This window comes from Carnobacterium sp. CP1 (assembly GCF_001483965.1).
In the GTDB taxonomy this organism is placed as follows: Bacteria; Bacillota; Bacilli; order Lactobacillales; family Carnobacteriaceae; genus Carnobacterium_A; species Carnobacterium_A antarcticum.
In genome coordinates this window covers 2,420,171-2,436,811 of the sequence record NZ_CP010796.1, presented here as the reverse complement: position 1 = coordinate 2,436,811, position 16,641 = coordinate 2,420,171, and the positions used below count along the sequence as shown (strand labels likewise).

Annotated in this window: 14 protein-coding genes and 1 other annotated feature; of the genes, 1 reads left to right on the top strand and 13 read right to left on the bottom strand. The window is 39.0% G+C overall.

Annotation, left to right across the window (positions count from 1 at the left end; translation table 11 throughout):
- Positions 1–8 precede the first annotated feature (8 nt).
- The 4 genes from trxA to NY10_RS11535 all read right to left on the bottom strand — a co-directional run bounded on the left by trxA (position 9) and on the right by NY10_RS11535 (position 3,771).
- Complete coding sequence (gene trxA / locus NY10_RS11550; protein WP_058920071.1) at positions 9–320, bottom strand: thioredoxin; 312 nt, start codon at positions 318–320, stop codon at positions 9–11.
- A 95-nt stretch (positions 321–415) separates the two neighbouring features.
- Positions 416–2,785, bottom strand: a complete 2,370-nt coding sequence (locus NY10_RS11545) for an endonuclease MutS2 (protein WP_058920070.1) — start codon at positions 2,783–2,785, stop codon at positions 416–418.
- 124 nt (positions 2,786–2,909) lie between these two features.
- On the bottom strand, positions 2,910–3,458 hold the full coding sequence (locus NY10_RS11540) for a CvpA family protein (protein WP_058920069.1): 549 nt from the start codon (positions 3,456–3,458) through the stop codon (positions 2,910–2,912).
- 34 nt (positions 3,459–3,492) lie between these two features.
- Positions 3,493–3,771 carry a cell division protein ZapA gene (locus NY10_RS11535; protein WP_058920068.1) on the bottom strand — a complete coding sequence of 93 codons (279 nt, stop codon included), beginning with the start codon at positions 3,769–3,771 and terminating at the stop codon, positions 3,493–3,495.
- Positions 3,772–4,074: 303 nt separating this feature from the next.
- On the opposite strand from NY10_RS11535, the gene rnhC reads away from it, so the two are divergent.
- On the top strand, positions 4,075–5,010 hold the full coding sequence (gene rnhC / locus NY10_RS11530; RefSeq protein ID WP_058920067.1) for a ribonuclease HIII: 936 nt from the start codon (positions 4,075–4,077) through the stop codon (positions 5,008–5,010).
- A 250-nt stretch (positions 5,011–5,260) separates the two neighbouring features.
- On the opposite strand, the gene NY10_RS11525 is transcribed toward rnhC, so the two are convergent.
- The 9 genes from NY10_RS11525 to NY10_RS11485 form a co-directional block, all read right to left on the bottom strand.
- The gene (locus NY10_RS11525; protein WP_058920066.1) at positions 5,261–6,583 is read right to left on the bottom strand and encodes an APC family permease; all 1,323 of its coding nucleotides are present in this window, start codon (positions 6,581–6,583) and stop codon (positions 5,261–5,263) included.
- Between the two features lie 323 nt (positions 6,584–6,906).
- Positions 6,907–9,324 carry a phenylalanine--tRNA ligase subunit beta gene (gene pheT / locus NY10_RS11520; RefSeq protein WP_058920065.1) on the bottom strand — a complete coding sequence of 806 codons (2,418 nt, stop codon included), beginning with the start codon at positions 9,322–9,324 and terminating at the stop codon, positions 6,907–6,909.
- 4 nt (positions 9,325–9,328) lie between these two features.
- Positions 9,329–10,375 (bottom strand): phenylalanine--tRNA ligase subunit alpha, encoded by a 1,047-nt coding sequence (gene pheS / locus NY10_RS11515; protein ID WP_058920064.1) that lies wholly within the window; start codon positions 10,373–10,375, stop codon positions 9,329–9,331.
- Positions 10,376–10,444: 69 nt separating this feature from the next.
- Positions 10,445–10,684: a binding site (T-box leader), on the bottom strand.
- Positions 10,685–10,753: 69 nt separating this feature from the next.
- Positions 10,754–11,116 (bottom strand): winged helix-turn-helix transcriptional regulator, encoded by a 363-nt coding sequence (locus NY10_RS11510; RefSeq protein ID WP_058920063.1) that lies wholly within the window; start codon positions 11,114–11,116, stop codon positions 10,754–10,756.
- 352 nt (positions 11,117–11,468) lie between these two features.
- On the bottom strand, positions 11,469–12,407 hold the full coding sequence (locus NY10_RS11505) for a ring-cleaving dioxygenase (RefSeq protein WP_058920062.1): 939 nt from the start codon (positions 12,405–12,407) through the stop codon (positions 11,469–11,471).
- 174 nt (positions 12,408–12,581) lie between these two features.
- The gene (mtnN, locus tag NY10_RS11500) at positions 12,582–13,289 is read right to left on the bottom strand and encodes a 5'-methylthioadenosine/S-adenosylhomocysteine nucleosidase (protein WP_058920061.1); all 708 of its coding nucleotides are present in this window, start codon (positions 13,287–13,289) and stop codon (positions 12,582–12,584) included.
- Between the two features lie 166 nt (positions 13,290–13,455).
- A complete protein-coding gene (locus NY10_RS11495) occupies positions 13,456–13,971 on the bottom strand; it encodes an HD domain-containing protein (RefSeq protein ID WP_058920060.1) in 516 nt (171 codons plus the stop codon).
- 186 nt (positions 13,972–14,157) lie between these two features.
- Positions 14,158–14,922 (bottom strand): TrmH family RNA methyltransferase, encoded by a 765-nt coding sequence (locus NY10_RS11490; protein ID WP_058920059.1) that lies wholly within the window; start codon positions 14,920–14,922, stop codon positions 14,158–14,160.
- Positions 14,923–15,018: 96 nt separating this feature from the next.
- A complete protein-coding gene (locus NY10_RS11485; RefSeq protein WP_058920058.1) occupies positions 15,019–16,371 on the bottom strand; it encodes a peptidoglycan DD-metalloendopeptidase family protein in 1,353 nt (450 codons plus the stop codon).
- Positions 16,372–16,641: the final 270 nt, after the last annotated feature.

Sequence of the window (16,641 nt, the reverse complement as noted above, 5' to 3'; positions counted from 1 at the left end):
TTTTTTGTTTATTTATATTTAGCAATAACTTCTTCGATTTGTTCTTTGCCGTGATAACCGATTAATTTTTCGACAACTTCGCCGTCTTTTTTAACCAGTAATGTAGGAATACTCATGATTCCGAATGAAGCAGGTACGGTCGGATTTGCGTCAACATCCATTTTCACGATTTTTACTTGATCACCAATCTCTTCATCTAGTTCTTCCAATACAGGAGATTGCATACGACAAGGGCCACACCAAGTTGCCCAGAAGTCTGTAATCGTTAATCCTTCTTTAGTTTCTTCTTCAAAGTTTGTATCTGTTACTACTTGTACCATAATATTTCCTCCTAAAGCTCTAAAGCTTATTAATAGTAAGTTTCGTACTCAATAATTATTATAGCAGAGATTGTTCTCTTTTTCTAACATCTTGCTTAAGATTTGAATTCAACGATCGTGGCTCCGTTTCCACCTTGATTTGCCGGTGCATAACCAAAACTTTTTACGGAACGGTGTTTTTTCAATGCTTCCGTCACTGCTTGTCTGATTGCACCCGTTCCTTTACCATGCACGATGGTAACTTGCGGATAGTTTGCTAACAATGCTGCATCCAAATAACGGTCTAATTCAGCTAAAGCATCTTCATAACGCTCCCCGCGTAAATCTAATTGAGGAGAAACATGACTGTTTGACGATGAACGAACTGAAGCAACCATCCGGCGAGTCGGCTCTTTTTCAGGTGCTGTTAATGTTAAATCACTTTCTTTGATTTTCATTTTCAACATACCCATTTGAACGACCCACTGATGGTTATCCGCTTTTTCTACTAACGTACCTTTTTGTCCAAATGAGGTCACTTGGACATCATCTCCAACTTTGAAAGATTGTTGTTTTTTAGCTTTTTTCAAAACTTTATTTTTAGCTAGTTTTTCTTCATGACGCAAATTAGAGATATTCGTTTTAGCATCAATTAATTCATGCTCTTTTACTCCACCATCATAAGGCAGTTGCAGTTGTTTTTTACGCAAATCCGTTATAATTTGTTCCGCTTCTTCTTGGGTGTCTTCAACCAGTGCGTTGGCTTTTTCACGCGCTTTTTTCAGCAGTTCTTCGCGTTCACTATAAAACTGTTGGACCGCCGTTTGAAGGTCAGCGTGTAATTGTTCCGCTTCGTCTACATAATGGCGTACTTCAAGGTATTCTGTTTCTGCCATTTTCCGACGATTTTCTAAATCCGTGATCATTTCATTTAAATCCTGGCTTTCGGAATCAATCAGTTGGCGTGCCGATTCGATGACATCATTGCCTAAACCTAAGCGTTTAGAGATTTCAAAAGCATTGCTGCGGCCCGGTACACCGATCAATAAACGGTAAGTTGGGCTCAACGTATCGACATTAAATTCCATACTTGCATTAATGGTTGCTGGACGGTTATAGCCGTAAGCTTTCAATTCTGGGTAATGAGAGGTTACCATCACGTAGCTGCCGATAGACCCGATTTTGTCCAGTATGGCTATGGCTAATGCAGCTCCTTCTTGCGGATCTGTTCCAGCTCCGAGTTCATCAAAAATCACCAAACTATTGCTATCGATCCGCTCTAAAACGGAAACAATATTAGTCATATGTGAAGAAAACGTACTTAAGCTTTGTTCAATCGATTGTTCATCACCAATATCTGCAAAAACTTCAGTGAATAATCCCATTTGACTTCCCTCAGCTACTGGCAGTTGCAGTCCTGATTGACCCATCAATTGCAACAAACCTAGCGTTTTCAAGATAATCGTTTTCCCGCCTGTATTTGGTCCGGTAATGATCACGGCTTGATGTTCGCCGCCAATCAAAATATCATTAGCTACTACAGTTTCAGGGTTTAACATCGGGTGACGGGCACTTAACAGCTTCACATCATTAGTTTCACTAATAAGCGGACGTGTCGCTTCAATGCTTTTACCGTAACTCGCTTTAGCTCCGACAAAATCTAACTTGCCTAATAAAAACATATTATTTAAAATCTCATTGCCGTAAGGTGCAATTTCATTCGAAATTTCAGCTAGGATCCGGTCGATTTCTTGACGTTCTTCGATCTGCAATTGACGCAGACGATTATTTAAATCTACTACGACTTGCGGTTCAATAAATAGTGTTTGCCCAGTTGAACTTTGATCGTGGACTACGCCGCCAAATTGTTTACGGTGCTCAGGTTTGACGGGAATAACATACCGATCATTCCTCATCGTAACCACAGCGTCTGTCAAATATTGGGCATTTTTCCCGCGCACCAGACTGTCTAATTTTTCACGAATCGCACTTTCTCCACGCTTGATTCCTGAACGGATCCCTCTTAAAGCCGGGCTGGCGTCATCCAGTACATTACCGTCTTCATCTACTGTTTCTCGAATTTGTTGGTTTAGCGTTGGAGTAGTGATAAAGTTATCGGCTACTTGATATAAGGTATTCAATTCAATGCCCGTTTCGTTCAGTGTCTCAAAAAAACGGCTTACTTCAGAAGTAGTCCGTAAAATCTTGCCGATTTGAGCAACTTCCAATCCGTTTAATGAAGCACCGATCTCCAATCGTTTCAAATGTGGACGAACATTTTGTAATCTTGGAATCGGCATACCTCCGCGCAAACGCAAAATAGTTGCGCCATCTTCTGTTTCATCTTGCCACTTCATTACGTCTTCTATAGAAGTTGATGGTTTTAACTCCATCACTTGTTCTTTTCCTAAATCAGAAGCTGTAAAACCAGCCATCGTTTGAATGATTTTAGTAAATTCAAGCGTTTTGAATATTTTTTTATTCATGTTTCCCACCTCTTTCTTAAAGGTCTTTCTGCTGACTAGAATAGATGGCAAGAAACCGTCCACACATAAAAAATGCAGAACGATTTCTTAAGTGGAACTATTCATTTATTATTGCTGAGAATACTTAAGCGGCAGTCCCGATCCACCAATCGTAAATTTGTTGCGATAATACTGGTGTTTTTTCAACGATCGTACTTGCCAAAGAGCTGTTGCTGAACGCTGTTTGAACGCTGTCCATCGGCAGCATGGTCAATAATACAAGAATCAAAAAGATTCCTACGTAAGTGACCGCAAAAGCTAAAGCAGCACCACCGAGCGTATTTAATTGCTTTAATACAGGTATGAACATTATTGAATTTAACAAGCCGCCGATAAAACGAGTCAACAGCCAGCCAATGAACAAAATCAAGACAAAAGCAATTCCATTATAAAATGCTTGATCTAAATTAAAGCCTATTGTTTGATTGTAAAATAAAAATTGACTGTTTTCAGCTGCTGCCGGATAAGGTATCAATAGTTCCAAGTGTGAACCTAACTCTTTATAATAGCGGCCTGCTACGATATAAGCAGCAACATAGCCTACCGTCATTACAAGTTGCAAAAGCAATCCTCTTCTAGCTCCGCCATATACTCCAATTGCTAAAATCACTATTATTGCTATCGTCATTAACATCTTTTCACCCTTTTCGCTCAGGATAATAGCGTCTTTATTCCTGAATCTCTTTTAATTTCAACTCTAATTCATCTAGTTGATTTTGCATTTCCATCATTTTAATTTGCATTTCAAGTTGGTCTGAGACAGCATTAACCGCTGCTAGCACAGCGCGTCTCTCTGGATCCAAATCCTTTGATAATGATTCAATTTGACGCATTTGTTCATCTACCGTTTCGGCTACCATTTTCAAATGGACTTCAGGTCTCGAACCAATGATCGTGTAGGATTTCCCTGCAATGGTTGCTTTATACCTAATTTTATTTTGAGACATTGCAACTCCTCCTAAAAATTACATTTCCCTTATTTTACCATGAAAGTCATAGGAGTAACACTTTTTTCAGGTATCTTTTTGGTTTTTCATCAACATCGATTCTCGTAACTCTGAAAAAAAAGAAATTCTGCTCAAGAATGACTTAAAAGCGGGTTGACTTCTCCGCTGATCACCAGCCTATGTTATAATAAACAACGTATTCTCTCCTGTTCCTAGCTAGCGTTTCTTGATATGCTCTAGAGAACTGCAACAAAATATATAGACCCACTTTTTAATTTACGCTAGAAAGGATAGTACCCATATATGGCAAACGAAGTGCTAACGGTTTCTCCAAAAACCTTACAAGAAATGAAACAATATTATGAAGATTATTTAAAACCCAAAACACCACCAGGCGGAAAATTTGCTGCTAAAAAAGCAACCGTCAACATTACAGCGTACAATTCTGGAAAGGTTTTATTCCAAGGACAGACAGCACAACAAGAAGCTGCGCTTTGGATAAGCAAAGCAGTGCAATCCATTCCTGGAAAAGCTAAAAAAAATACTCCTTCTCTGAATACCCCTTTACCAAAAGGCTTTAATACTTGGTCTGTCATTGGCAGTGACGAAGTCGGAAACGGCAGTTACTTCGGACCGTTGACTGTAGTGGCTGCTTATGTCGATAAATCACAATTGCCTTTATTAAAAGAATTAGGTGTTCGTGATTCAAAAGATATGAAAGACCCAGAAATTATACGAGTCGCAAAAGATTTGGTCACTTTTTTACCTCATAGTTTGCTGAATGTAATGCCTCAAAAATACAATGCGATTCAACCGACTATGACACAAGGAAAAATGAAAGCCGTGCTCCATAATCAAGCATTGGGACACGTCTTAATGAAGATCCAACCTGTTGTACCAGAGGCCATTTTAATCGATCAGTTTGAATTGCCTGCAACTTATTTTAAACACATTCAAGATCAACCCAATCAAATTAAAGAATCGGTTTATTTTCAAACTAAAGGCGAAGGCCATCATTTAGCTGTAGCTGCTGCTTCGATCATTGCACGTTTTGCTTTTTTAAAAGGGTTAGAAGACATGTCAGCTGAGACTGGCCTTCGGATACCGTCTGGAGCTGGCAGTAATGTCGATTTAGTTGCTGCTAAATTATTAAAACGAGGCGGATTATCTCTCTTAGGCAAATATGCCAAATTGCATTTTGCCAATACTCAAAAAGCTCAAAAAATAGCTGGTTTTTAACCATTCCTTTAGACCAATAAAAAGGGAGTGAGACAAAAAGCGTTTAGACCCGAATCTTCTACTTCGCATACCGTATCCCTAAGCAGCTAAAGCTGCAAGGGCTAAGGAAACTGGAACGGATAAGCGCAGTATGGTCACAGACCATTGAGCATTATTCGTGAAGTGGACGTCGGGTCTGCTTTTTGGAACACGTTCTAGAATAAAAATTCGGATATGCAAAAAAGGTTGGGACTTTTGTCCCAACCTCTTTTTAAATTTTCTGATTTTTTTTAGTACAATAAAGGTAAACTGGAATACCAGACAACGTCAATACTATTCCAAGCAATGCATTTTGAGGCTGAACGATAAGCGTATTGATAATAATGTAACTTCCGCCAATAATGGCAATTAAAGGAATGATCGGATAAAAAGGAACACGATAGGGCCTTTTAATATGCGGCTGCGTTTTTCGCAAGATGATAACCGCCACAAATGTTAAGGTCGTAAATGTCCAAATGACAAAAACAATCAAATCTGTCAATTGGTTAAATTGACCTGTTAAAATCATAATGATTGAAATAGCTAGAATAACTAAACCGCCATTTACAGGCATATTCGTTCCTTTAGTTAATTTGCTAAACCAGTTACTAAAGGGCAATAATTTTTGAGTAGCTAATACATAAGGAATACGGATACCAGAGATGATATACCCGTTCATTCCTCCAAAAACAGAAATCAAGATGCCGATAGTCACCAATTTGCCACCGAACTCACCGAATAAGTGAGACGCTACTAAAGCTGCTGGGGTATTGGTGCCTGCCAATTGTGTGCTGTCCAGAACAAATAAATAAGCCACATTGATCATTAAATAAACGGACATGACGATCGATAATCCTCCGACAATTACTTTAGGCAGCATTTTTCCCGGATTTTTCATTTCTCCTGCCAATGCTCCTACGTTGATCCAACCATCATAAGCGAACAAGGTCGCCACTAAAGCAGAACCCAAGCTAGTCGCAACAGGATGACTTTCCATTGAAAAAGGAATCAATCGAATCGTCCCTCCCCCTGGATAAGATAATCCTGCAATAATAATAACTGCGATCGGAATCAATTTTAATAGAGTAGCGGCCGTTTGGAGTCGTCCGCTGTATTTCGTTCCCATAAAATTAATGGCCATTACAAACATCGCTGTTACAATAGCGATCGGGGCAATAACGTGATCAGGTAAATCAAATAAACTGCTGACTTGCGTTCCAAAAATAATAGCTAAAGCGCCAAAATTGGCTGGATAATAAATAATCATTTGAGCCCATCCTACTAAAAAACCAAGCCATCTTCCATAAACCTTTTCCAAATAAATCATCATGCCGCCTGTTTCAGGATAAATGGTCCCAATCTCTGCAACCGTTAAACCACCCGCAATCGTGATGATCCCTCCAATGAACCAAGCCAGCAGCCCTAAACCTGGCGCTCCTGATGCACTATAAACAGCAGTCGGCTTGAAAAAAATTCCTGCTCCAATAACGGTTCCGACTACGACTGTTAAAGCTGTGAGTCCTGTAACTTCTTTTTTTAACTGTTTAGGTTCCATTTCTTTATCTCCTTGCTTTTTAAAATTGCATTTCACTAGTTTACCATATGCTTTTTACCCCGACTATCCTTTTCCGTCTCAAAAGCGAATCTTTACAGGTATAAAAAGCTGGCGACAGACAGAACTGATAATACCAAAGCAAAACAAACAACTATCGCTTGGCTTGTTTTCCTTTTCGAACATTTAAAACAACTGATTTCAGTAGCAGTAGATAGACTTCACAACAGAATTTGCTGCACATTTTCACAATAATAAAGGCTGAGAAAAAAGGGATATACCCGTTTTTCTCAGCCTTATTTTTTTACTAATCAAATGAAATCTTCTTACCTGACGACCACGTGATACGTTTCAATTAAAGCCGTTGTTACTTTTTCAAATGCTTTAGTGACTTCTTCTTCGACTAAAGTATCTGCAGGATTTAAATAAGATAATGTATACGCCAATGATTTTTTACCAGCTTCAATGTTGCTGCCTTGGTAAATATCAAACAACCGTACACCAGTCAAATACTTGCCGCCTTTTTCAAGAATCAAATCAGTCAATTGTTGGTTGGTTACCGTTTCTTCGACTAATAATGCAATATCGCGCGTCATGCCTGGATATTTTGGAATCCCAGCATAAATCGTCGGATGTTTATCTGCGTCTGCAATGGCCTGCAAATTAAGTTCAAAAGCATACGTTTCTTTCAACTCATAAGCTTTAGCCGTTAAAGGATGCAGTTGTCCGATAAAACCAATTTCTTTTTCACCCAAGTAAATCGCCGCAGTGCGGCCTGGATGCATACCTTCGCGGTTTTCATCAGCAACAAACGTTACCGCTTCTGTTAAACCGTAAGTGGCAACTAAGCCTTCAAGAATACCTTTGATGTCAAAGAAATTCACTTTAGGCGCTTTCCCCTGCCAATTGCTGTCTTTCAAAGAGCCGGTCAGTACACCAGATAAATGATCTTCTTCCAATGGCAATAACTGCCCATCTTCTTGATAGAAAACATGACCTATTTCATAAAGTGCCACGTCCGCATTTTTCCGGGCAATATTGTAGTGAGTATTATCCAATAAGCCGCTCAATAGGTTCATGCGCAATGTGCTGCGATCTTCGCTCATTGGCATCTCTATTTGGGTCATTTGGCTTTCACGCAACATAAATTGACTCGCTTTTTCAGGCGTTGTCAAAACATAACTGATGGCTTGTGACAGCCCTGCTCCCTCTAAATAATGTCTCGTATGGCGAATTAACCGCTGTTTGTCATTTAGTTTTCCAGGAACAGATTCAGTCGTCGGCAGAGTAGACGGTAAATTATCGTAACCATAAATGCGCGCTACTTCTTCTACCAAATCAGCTTCAATCGCAATATCCCAACGACGCGGCGGAACAGCTACTTCAAACAAACCATTTGTTTCAGTAGATTTGAAACCAAGACGATCAAAAATTGCTGTTACTTCTTCAGCGGTGATTTCAGTGCCTAAAGAGCGGTTCAATTTATCTAACGTAATGCTGACAACACAATCTTTTGCTTCAACTGTATTCTCTGAAGCCTTGCCGGTTACCACAGTGCCGCCCGCTAATTCAGCTATTAAAGCAGCCGCATGGTCTCCAGCGGTCATAATGGTGGCATGGTTGATGCCTTTTTCATACCGGGAACTCGCTTCGCTGCGCAAATTAAATTCTTTAGCCGTTTTACGAATGGCGATTGGCTCAAATAATGCTGCTTCAAGCGCTACGTTTACCGTATCTGCTTGGATCTCTGAATCCATTCCGCCCATAACTCCCGCTAAAGCAACCGGTTTTTCACCATTAGTAATGACAATGTTTTCAGGAGACAAGTTGCGTTCTTTGCCGTCTAAAGTCGTCAATGCTTCACCATTTTTAGCTCGGCGAACCAGAATTTCCTTAGAGTTTAATCGGTCATAATCAAAAGCATGTAAGGGCTGGCCATATTCCAATAAAATATAGTTTGTGATGTCTACAATATTGTTTAATGGACGAATTCCGGCATTCATTAATTTTGTTTGCAGCCATAACGGGCTTTCCTCGACCTTGACGTCTTTAATCACTCGGATGTTGTAACTAGGTGTATCTTCACTATTTTCAACCGCTACTTTGATGTAATCTTCAATATTTTCATCCGTTGTTTCTGTCAAAGTGAACCCTTTGAACATTGGTTTTTGATTGTAAATTGCTCCTACTTCATGGGCGACTCCTCGCATGCTTAAAGCATCGGCACGGTTAGGTGTGATCGACAATTCTAAAATAGCATCATCCATTGCTAAATAAGGAAACACACTTTCACCAGGAACAGCGTTTTCTGACAAAACATAGATGCCTTCAGCATATTGTTTAGGCGTTACTTTTTCAGAATAACCCAACTCTTCCAACGAACAAATCATTCCATTGGAAACTTGTCCGCGCATTTTGCCTTTTTTGATTTTAACGTTGCCTGTGATTCTTGAACCAGGCAAAGCCACAATGATTTTTTGGCCTGCAGCAATATTCGGTGCTCCACAAACAATTTGTGACAATTCTGCTTCGCCGATATCAACTTGACAGACATGTAAATGATCAGAATCTGGATGGTCTATCACTTCTGCTGCATATCCCACGACGATTTTTTTCAAACCTGCTTCTGGAATAGTCACGTCTTCAATTTCAATACCTGTACGAGACATTTTGTCCGCCAGTTCCTCAGGTGTAATATCTGTTAAATCTAAATATTCTTTTAACCATTGATAAGATACGTTCATTATTCTACTCCTTCACTTTGAATTGACTTAAGAACCGTACATCATTTTGATAAAAATGACGGATATCGTCAATCGCATATTTTAACATCGCGACACGGTCTGGTCCTAAACCAAATGCAAATCCACTGTATTCAGCTGCGTCGATTCCTGACATTTCCAGCACATTCGGGTGAACCATGCCAGCACCCAATATTTCGATCCAGCCTGTATGTTTACAGACATTACAGCCTTTACCGCCGCATTTGAAACAACTAACATCCACTTCAACCGAAGGCTCAGTAAAAGGGAAGTAGCTAGGCCGTAGACGAATTTCTCGTTCCGCGCCAAATAGTTTTTTCGCGAAGACTTCTAACGTGCCTTTTAAATCCGCCATTGTAACGCCTTTCGAAATTACTAACCCTTCGATTTGGTGAAATTGATGCGAGTGAGTTGCATCATCACTATCGCGACGGTACACTTTTCCTGGACTGATCATTTTTAATGGTCCTTTAGAGAAATCATGTGTATCCATCGTTCTCGCTTGTACTGGAGAAGTATGGGTCCGCAATAAAACTTCATCCGTAATATAAAAAGTATCTTGCATATCACGAGCTGGATGATTTTTTGGCAAGTTCATTCGCTCAAAGTTGTAGCTGTCTTCTTCCACTTCGGGCCCTTCAATAATTTGATACCCCATGCCGATAAACAAATCTTCAATTTCTTCCATGATTTGCGTTAAAACATGAGATTGTCCTTCAGGCACCGGATTTCCAGGTAATGTAACATCAATGGCTTCATTAGCTAAATCACGATTGATTTTTTCCATTTCCAATACGCCTTTTCGTGCTTCTATCGAAACCGCAATGGCATCACGAATCTCATTAGCCATTGAGCCGACGACCGGACGTTCCTCAGCTGAAAGATCCTTCATTCCTCTAAGAACTTCAGTAATTGGGCCCTTTTTACCTAAATAAGCAACACGAACTTGATCCAGCATCGGCAAGTCGGCAGCTTCTGAAATTTTTGTCAGAGCTTCTTCTTTTAATAAATCTAGTTTATCTTTTAATTCCATGCTTCTTCTCCTTTTGACTGCATATTGATGTTCAACATTATTTTTAAACGCAAAAAAAGCCTTATCCCTAAAAGGGACGAGGCTTCGATTCGCGGTACCACCCTTGTTTAGATTCATAAAAAAACAAATCCACACTTGATTTACATAACGGCGTATACCGGAACTTTTTTCATTACCTTAACAGTAATTCCCAAAGTCAATTCAGGAAGTGAACGTTCATCTGGTTGTCTAGACAAATGCTCTCAACCTATGGCATTTGTTCTCTTGTTTAGACCTGTCCAAATTACTTTTTTCCATCATCATTTTTAACGTTTATTTTATTTTCGCTTCTTGTTTAGTTTACCCAACTGTCATAAGAGAGTCAAGCAGTTCTTAGAATTAAGCTTCTTCCATACAGACCCATTCATCGGCCCAAGTTTGAACTTCATTCATAACACTTTTTAATCCTTCGCCTTTTTCCGTTAAGCTGTATGCTACACGCATCGTTGCTTCTGGATCGACTGTTCGAGCCACTAGTCCTTCTTGTTCTAGCTCTTTTAAGCGTTCTACCAATACGCGGTCACTCACACTTGGAATGGTTGCGGCAATATCTTTAAAACGTTGAGGGCCTTCTAATAACACATCGATGATTAGACCCATCCATTTTTTTCCTAAAATAGAAAAAGTACGCTCAAACTTTGGACAAATTTCTCTTTGTCTTGTTTCACAGCTAATATCTTGGTTCACATCTTTTACTGTCATTGTGATTCTTCACCTCTTTTGATTTATATTATAGCATAATTGGTTATAAATAGTAAGTGATATACTTCCAGTTGTCAACTACTTTTTGTATTATACACTACTATTAAAAAAAAGCTGTAAAAAGTTCACGTTCAGCTAGAAAAATTAGTCCGCTGACTCGATTTATACCTGCTGTGCTTCGATCAAAAGAACGGGTAGCATTCGTGTATAGTCTAGGTTGTGGCCAATAAATATTATTAAACTATTTAATGGTTTGATAATTAAACCAAACAAAAAAAGAACGACGATTTGAAATGAAACAATTCCAATTCGTCATTCTTTTAAAAGCTTTATTTCCATTTTGTTTTAAAATTTACTTGAGTGCTCTAACTTCAAAGGGAATCAAATTCGAGACAACTTGATTACGATGTGCTTCAAGTTGTTCTGGCAACATTAATTTTTCCCCCATCGTTTCATAGGACTCATCATGCGCAAAACCGGGTGTATCTGATGCTATCTCGAATAAAATCCCGCCTGCTTCTCTGAAATACAAGGCTTTAAAATAATTGCGGTCCTTTACAGGGGTTGGGCGTTGCCCTTTATCCATTACTTGCTGTCTCCAAGCTAAATGATCGGCTTCATCTTGCGCACGCCAAGCAATATGGTGAACCGTACCAACGCCTTGTAGCCCAGCACCAACGGAAGACATATTCAAATCAATGATATTGCCGATATCAGCAGATGATTGAAACCGCCATAAGCCGTTTTCTTCACCAATTTTTTCTAATCCCATAGTAGATTCAAGAACTTTTGCTGTTTCTAGTGGAGCATGCGTGAATAATGTTGCTCCGCCAAAACCTTTGATTGCCACATCGCTTGTAATTCCAGCGAACTCATAAGCATTTTTTTCACCTGCTTCACGAGCTACAAGCTCTAACTGCAAACCATGTACATCATCAAATGCTAAATAGTCTTCTCCAAAACGACGATACTTTTCAAAATCAATATTAAATTCAACTAAACGCTGCTCCCAAAAAGACAAAGCGCCTGCTGGGACAACGTAAGTAGTCACACCAACTTGTCCATCTCCAATCTTTCCTTGCTGTGCATTTGCCCAAGGGAAAAACGTAATAATCGTTCCCGGCTTTCCCCCTTCGTCTCCAAAATATAAGTGATAGACTTCAGGGTCGTCAAAGTTAACCGTTTGCTTGATCATACGAAGACCCAGTACTCCGGCATAAAAATCAACATTTTCTTGCGGATGTCCGACTATAGCGGTTATGTGATGTATTCCGGCTGTTTTTTTCATCATTGACTGCTCCTTTAATGTAAAATTTCATTTTTGATTTTTAATTCTAATTAATATATCTCTAATTAAAGGCAATCGTATCATTATGCTTACTTTTTGTCAACACACATTAAGTTAATAAAAAATAAGTTCAGTCAAAAACTAAGTCTTTGACTGAACTTATTCCTATTGATTTGGTTAGAAAGTGGAGGCTAGTTTCTCAACGTACTTTTCAACAAACAACATCGAATGATCAGCTGCTAAGTCCAGATGATCATTAAAAGACTCACCGGCTTCTTCACCTGCTATATCTGATAATGCCCGAATATTAATAAAGGGGATACCATATTGATACGCTACTTGATGGATCGCTGCACCTTCCATTTCAGCTGCTCTAGCGCTCGGAAAATTTTTGCGTATTTCTGCTACACGCTTTTTATCATCCATAAACGCATCAGCAGTAAGGATCAGCCCGTTTACAACACGATGAGGCCATTTTGTATCGGAAAGAATCGTTTGACTTAATGCCACATATTTTTCTTCTGTCGTAAAACTGGCTGGCATTTCTGGAACTTGTCCTAAAGCATAATCAAAAACAGTTGCATCAACATCGCTATATCTAGACTCTGATGAAACGACAATATCTCCAACTGAAAGAGATTTATCCATCCCTCCTGCTGAACCTGTATTAATAATAAAGTCAGGAGCAAACCGTTCAATTAATATCGCAGTGGACATAGCAGCGTTTGCTTTGCCAATTTGAGATTGAACTAAAACCACTTCTTGGCCATTTAGTAGTCCTTCCTCCAAAACGGTTCCTGCTACTTGAATTGTTTTGGGATTTATTAATTTTTCGCGCAAAGGCCGAACTTCTTCTTCCATCGCAGCTATAATGGCTATCTTCATTAGTAAATTCTCCTTTTTAGGCTTTCATTTTTAAAATCTTCTTTTGCTTCCTACTTGATTATAACCAAGAATTAACCTAAAGGGCTACTCCTTTTATTTTGGACTAAAAAAACAACCCTATTTCCAATGATAAAGGAAATAAGGTTATTTGGATTGCATTCAATTTTTATTGGATCGTTACTGGCTTTAATCTAGCCCACGCACTCTTCACACGGTTGCGTGCTTTCCCCGTTAAAGGTACCGCTACTTCTTTGATTGCACAGTATTTGTCTACAAACGTGACGACATAACTTTCTTTGTACTTAGGTAAAGCAACAGTTGCCAACCACATATGTTTGATGATGATATCGCACTCTAAATCGCTTAATTCGGTTAATTTTTTAGCATTTTCACAAGCCATCCGCGGATGAACGTATGCATGCGTACCTTCGTCAAATTTAGTGGTTCTCCAATCATAGTAAAATAAGTCATGAAGTAAGCCCGCACGTGCAGTTGCTTTTGCATCCCAGCCATATCGTTTCGCAATACGGTAACTGAGATAAGAAACGCTAATTGAATGTTCTAATCGCGTTGTAAAGTGGTGTTGAGTGTATTCATTCAGTTTTTGAACTTCTTCGCGATTAAGCAAGTCTTCAATTAAAGCCACATATTCTAAATCTTGTTTCCATTTTGGTTCGATCATTCAAAGACTTCCTTTTCTATGAGTTTGTGTCACCTTTCGACTTGCCACCTATCATACACTCTTTTATCATAGATTTGAAGTCGAACGCTTCAGATGTAAGATAAAAAAGAAAAATTTGATATTTTAGACACAATTGTGCAACAAACGTGTTTCTTCTATAAAGAATACGAAGAACGTCTTTTGTTTTTAAAGTCGATCAGACAAAGCAAACATTAAGATTCCGGCAGCAACTGCTACGTTTAACGATTCGGCTTGGCCTTTAATAGGAATATATACGTTTTGTGTTGTCTTATCCAATAACTCACGAGCCATTCCATTGCCTTCATTGCCCATCACTAGAGCGAAAACTTTTTGTGCTGGAATGTCCTGATAAGCAGCTGCATCTTTATTCAATTCTGTGCCGTAAACCGGAAAACCATTTTTTTGAAATAAAGAGAACCATTCTAATAAATCCCCTTGATAAATAGGCAAGTGAAAATGACTGCCTTGCATTGACCGAATGACTTTGCTGTTATACAAGTCGACCGTTCCTTTTCCTAAGACCACACCGCCAAATCCAGCAGCATCGGCTGTACGCACCATTGTTCCTAAGTTTCCTGGATCTTGCACATTGTCTAAAAACAAATAAGGTTTCTCTAACATAGGAGCATTGGTTAATAACTCTTTTTGAACGACTGCAAAAATACCTTGCGGCGTTTCTGTCTCGCTTAATTGTTTTGAGATTTCATTTGATACCATAAACGTTTTTTCTTGAGGAAAGTTCACTGCCTCAGTTTCTTTGCTGGTTTCGCTGATGATCAGTTCTAAGATCGTTGCTTGATTTTTTAACGCTTCATCAATCAAATGAAAACCTTCAATCAAGTATGCTCCAGATTTTTCGCGTCCTTTTTTTGTTTGCAGCTTTTTCCACTGTTTCACGCGTTCATTTTTTGTCGATAGAATTTTTTCCATGGGTATTTTGGCCTCCGCAATTTATAATTCGCTTCACTATCAGTTTACTGAAAAAGCCTTCCTTTTTAAAGGGAAGGCTTAAAAAAACATATTTTATTACATTCCTAGATAAGAAGCTGGATTAACACGAGTACCATTTACATAAACTTCAAAATGCAAGTGAACTCCTGTAGCAGTACCTGTCATTCCCATTGTTCCAAGGTGTTGCCCTTGAGAAACTTGTTGACCTGGAGCTACAGTCAAACTTCCGGATTGCATATGAGCATACAACGTTTGAAGACCATTTCCATGATCGATTTTAACGTAATTGCCCCATCCGCTGTCGTATCCAGCTACCATGACTGTTCCGCCTTGAGCAGCAACAATTGGGCCACTTCCGCCGAAGTCCATCCCGCCATGTAATTTATGAGCGCCCGTAACCGGGTGGACACGGTAACCGAATGGCGAAGTAGTGACACCGTTACTTGGACGAATGAAACCTGAGCTGTTTGATGAACTCGCAGGTGCACTTTGGCTTGACTCTTGTGGTGCAGAAGGAGCCGGTGTTTCAGTGCTTGCTTTCGCCTGCTGTTGTTGTTGAGCAGCTGCTGCTGCTTCTGCTGCCTCAGCTTGTTCAGCTGCTTCTTTTGCAGCTTTTTGAGCTGCTGCTTGACGCGCTTGTTCTTCTTCAATGATTCGTTGACGTTCTTGTTGCAACTCTTCCGACAAGACACTAGTTTGCGTAGCAACAACTTGTTGTTCTTTCACAAACGTGTTCTTTTCATCTTCTGTCATATCGTATTGGACAGCAAGTTGAACAATTTTATCATCCATTTCGGCTTTCTGGGTGACTAAGTTATTCTTAGTTACTTCAATTTCGCCTTTTAATTTTTCAATCGCTACTTTTTCTTTTTCAGCTTCTGCTTCATTTGATTCTAATGTTTTTTGATCATTTTGCTGTTCCGTAACAATATCCTTATTTGCAGATACTAACTGGTTGATGACTCCAACACGACCAATTAAGTCAGACAAGCTTTCAGCTGTCATGATCATTTCCATCATATTTTCTGAGCTGCCATCTGTTTGAACGACGCGAGCTTGATTGTCTAATTTTTCTTCTCGTTGTGCAATCAATTCTTTTAGCTCTTCAATTTTCTTTTTAAGCTTTTCAATTTTCTCTTTAGATTCAGTTAATTTTTGTTCTTGCTCGTGTAATTTTATGACCACTTCATCAATTTCTATTTGGAGCTGTTTCACATCTCCTTCGAGATTAGCCTTTTCAGATTCTAAGTTATTTAATGTGTCTTCTTGTTTTTTAATTTTTGAGTTCAAGTCATTTGATTTAGATTCAAGTTCTTGTTTTTGCTTTTCTAGTTCTTGGATACTATCTGCTTTAGCTATTGTAGGCAACACAAATGGGCTTGCGAACATCATCGCTGCAATTAATCCAGTAGTTAATTTCTTTTTCAATGCGAACCTCCTATAAATTTAAACGGTCTTGTTTTTTTCCAACTTTAAAAGTATACCATAAATAATTCTTTAGACGATGTTATTCTGTTAACAAAATCTACTGAATATTACATAGCTATTACATGATTTCGCTTCCATATGTTGTTTAGTTTAAAATACACGAGTTTTGAATTTTTATTCAAATAAGAAATGATCATAAATGAAAATATGACTGCATTGAGCTCGCTTATTTGCAGTCGCTCAATACAATCATATTTATTCATTTTTCGG

Bases quoted from the DNA above. Each gene is read 5' to 3' on its own strand.
- mtnN (WP_058920061.1), bottom strand. From the start codon at position 13,289: ATGAAGATAGCCATTATAGCTGCGATGGAAGAAGAAGTTCGGCCTTTG.
- pheS (WP_058920064.1), bottom strand. From the start codon at position 10,375: ATGGAATTAAAAGATAAACTAGATTTATTAAAAGAAGAAGCTCTGACA.
- NY10_RS11535 (WP_058920068.1), bottom strand. From the start codon at position 3,771: ATGTCTCAAAATAAAATTAGGTATAAAGCAACCATTGCAGGGAAATCC.
- rnhC (WP_058920067.1), top strand. From the start codon at position 4,075: ATGGCAAACGAAGTGCTAACGGTTTCTCCAAAAACCTTACAAGAAATG.
- NY10_RS11490 (WP_058920059.1), bottom strand. From the start codon at position 14,922: ATGGAAAAAATTCTATCGACAAAAAATGAACGCGTGAAACAGTGGAAA.
- NY10_RS11505 (WP_058920062.1), bottom strand. From the start codon at position 12,407: ATGATGAAAAAAACAGCCGGAATACATCACATAACCGCTATAGTCGGA.
- trxA (WP_058920071.1), bottom strand. From the start codon at position 320: ATGGTACAAGTAGTAACAGATACAAACTTTGAAGAAGAAACTAAAGAA.
- NY10_RS11510 (WP_058920063.1), bottom strand. From the start codon at position 11,116: ATGACAGTAAAAGATGTGAACCAAGATATTAGCTGTGAAACAAGACAA.
- pheT (WP_058920065.1), bottom strand. From the start codon at position 9,324: ATGAACGTATCTTATCAATGGTTAAAAGAATATTTAGATTTAACAGAT.
- NY10_RS11545 (WP_058920070.1), bottom strand. From the start codon at position 2,785: ATGAATAAAAAAATATTCAAAACGCTTGAATTTACTAAAATCATTCAA.
- NY10_RS11495 (WP_058920060.1), bottom strand. From the start codon at position 13,971: ATGATCGAACCAAAATGGAAACAAGATTTAGAATATGTGGCTTTAATT.
- NY10_RS11540 (WP_058920069.1), bottom strand. From the start codon at position 3,458: ATGTTAATGACGATAGCAATAATAGTGATTTTAGCAATTGGAGTATAT.
- NY10_RS11525 (WP_058920066.1), bottom strand. From the start codon at position 6,583: ATGGAACCTAAACAGTTAAAAAAAGAAGTTACAGGACTCACAGCTTTA.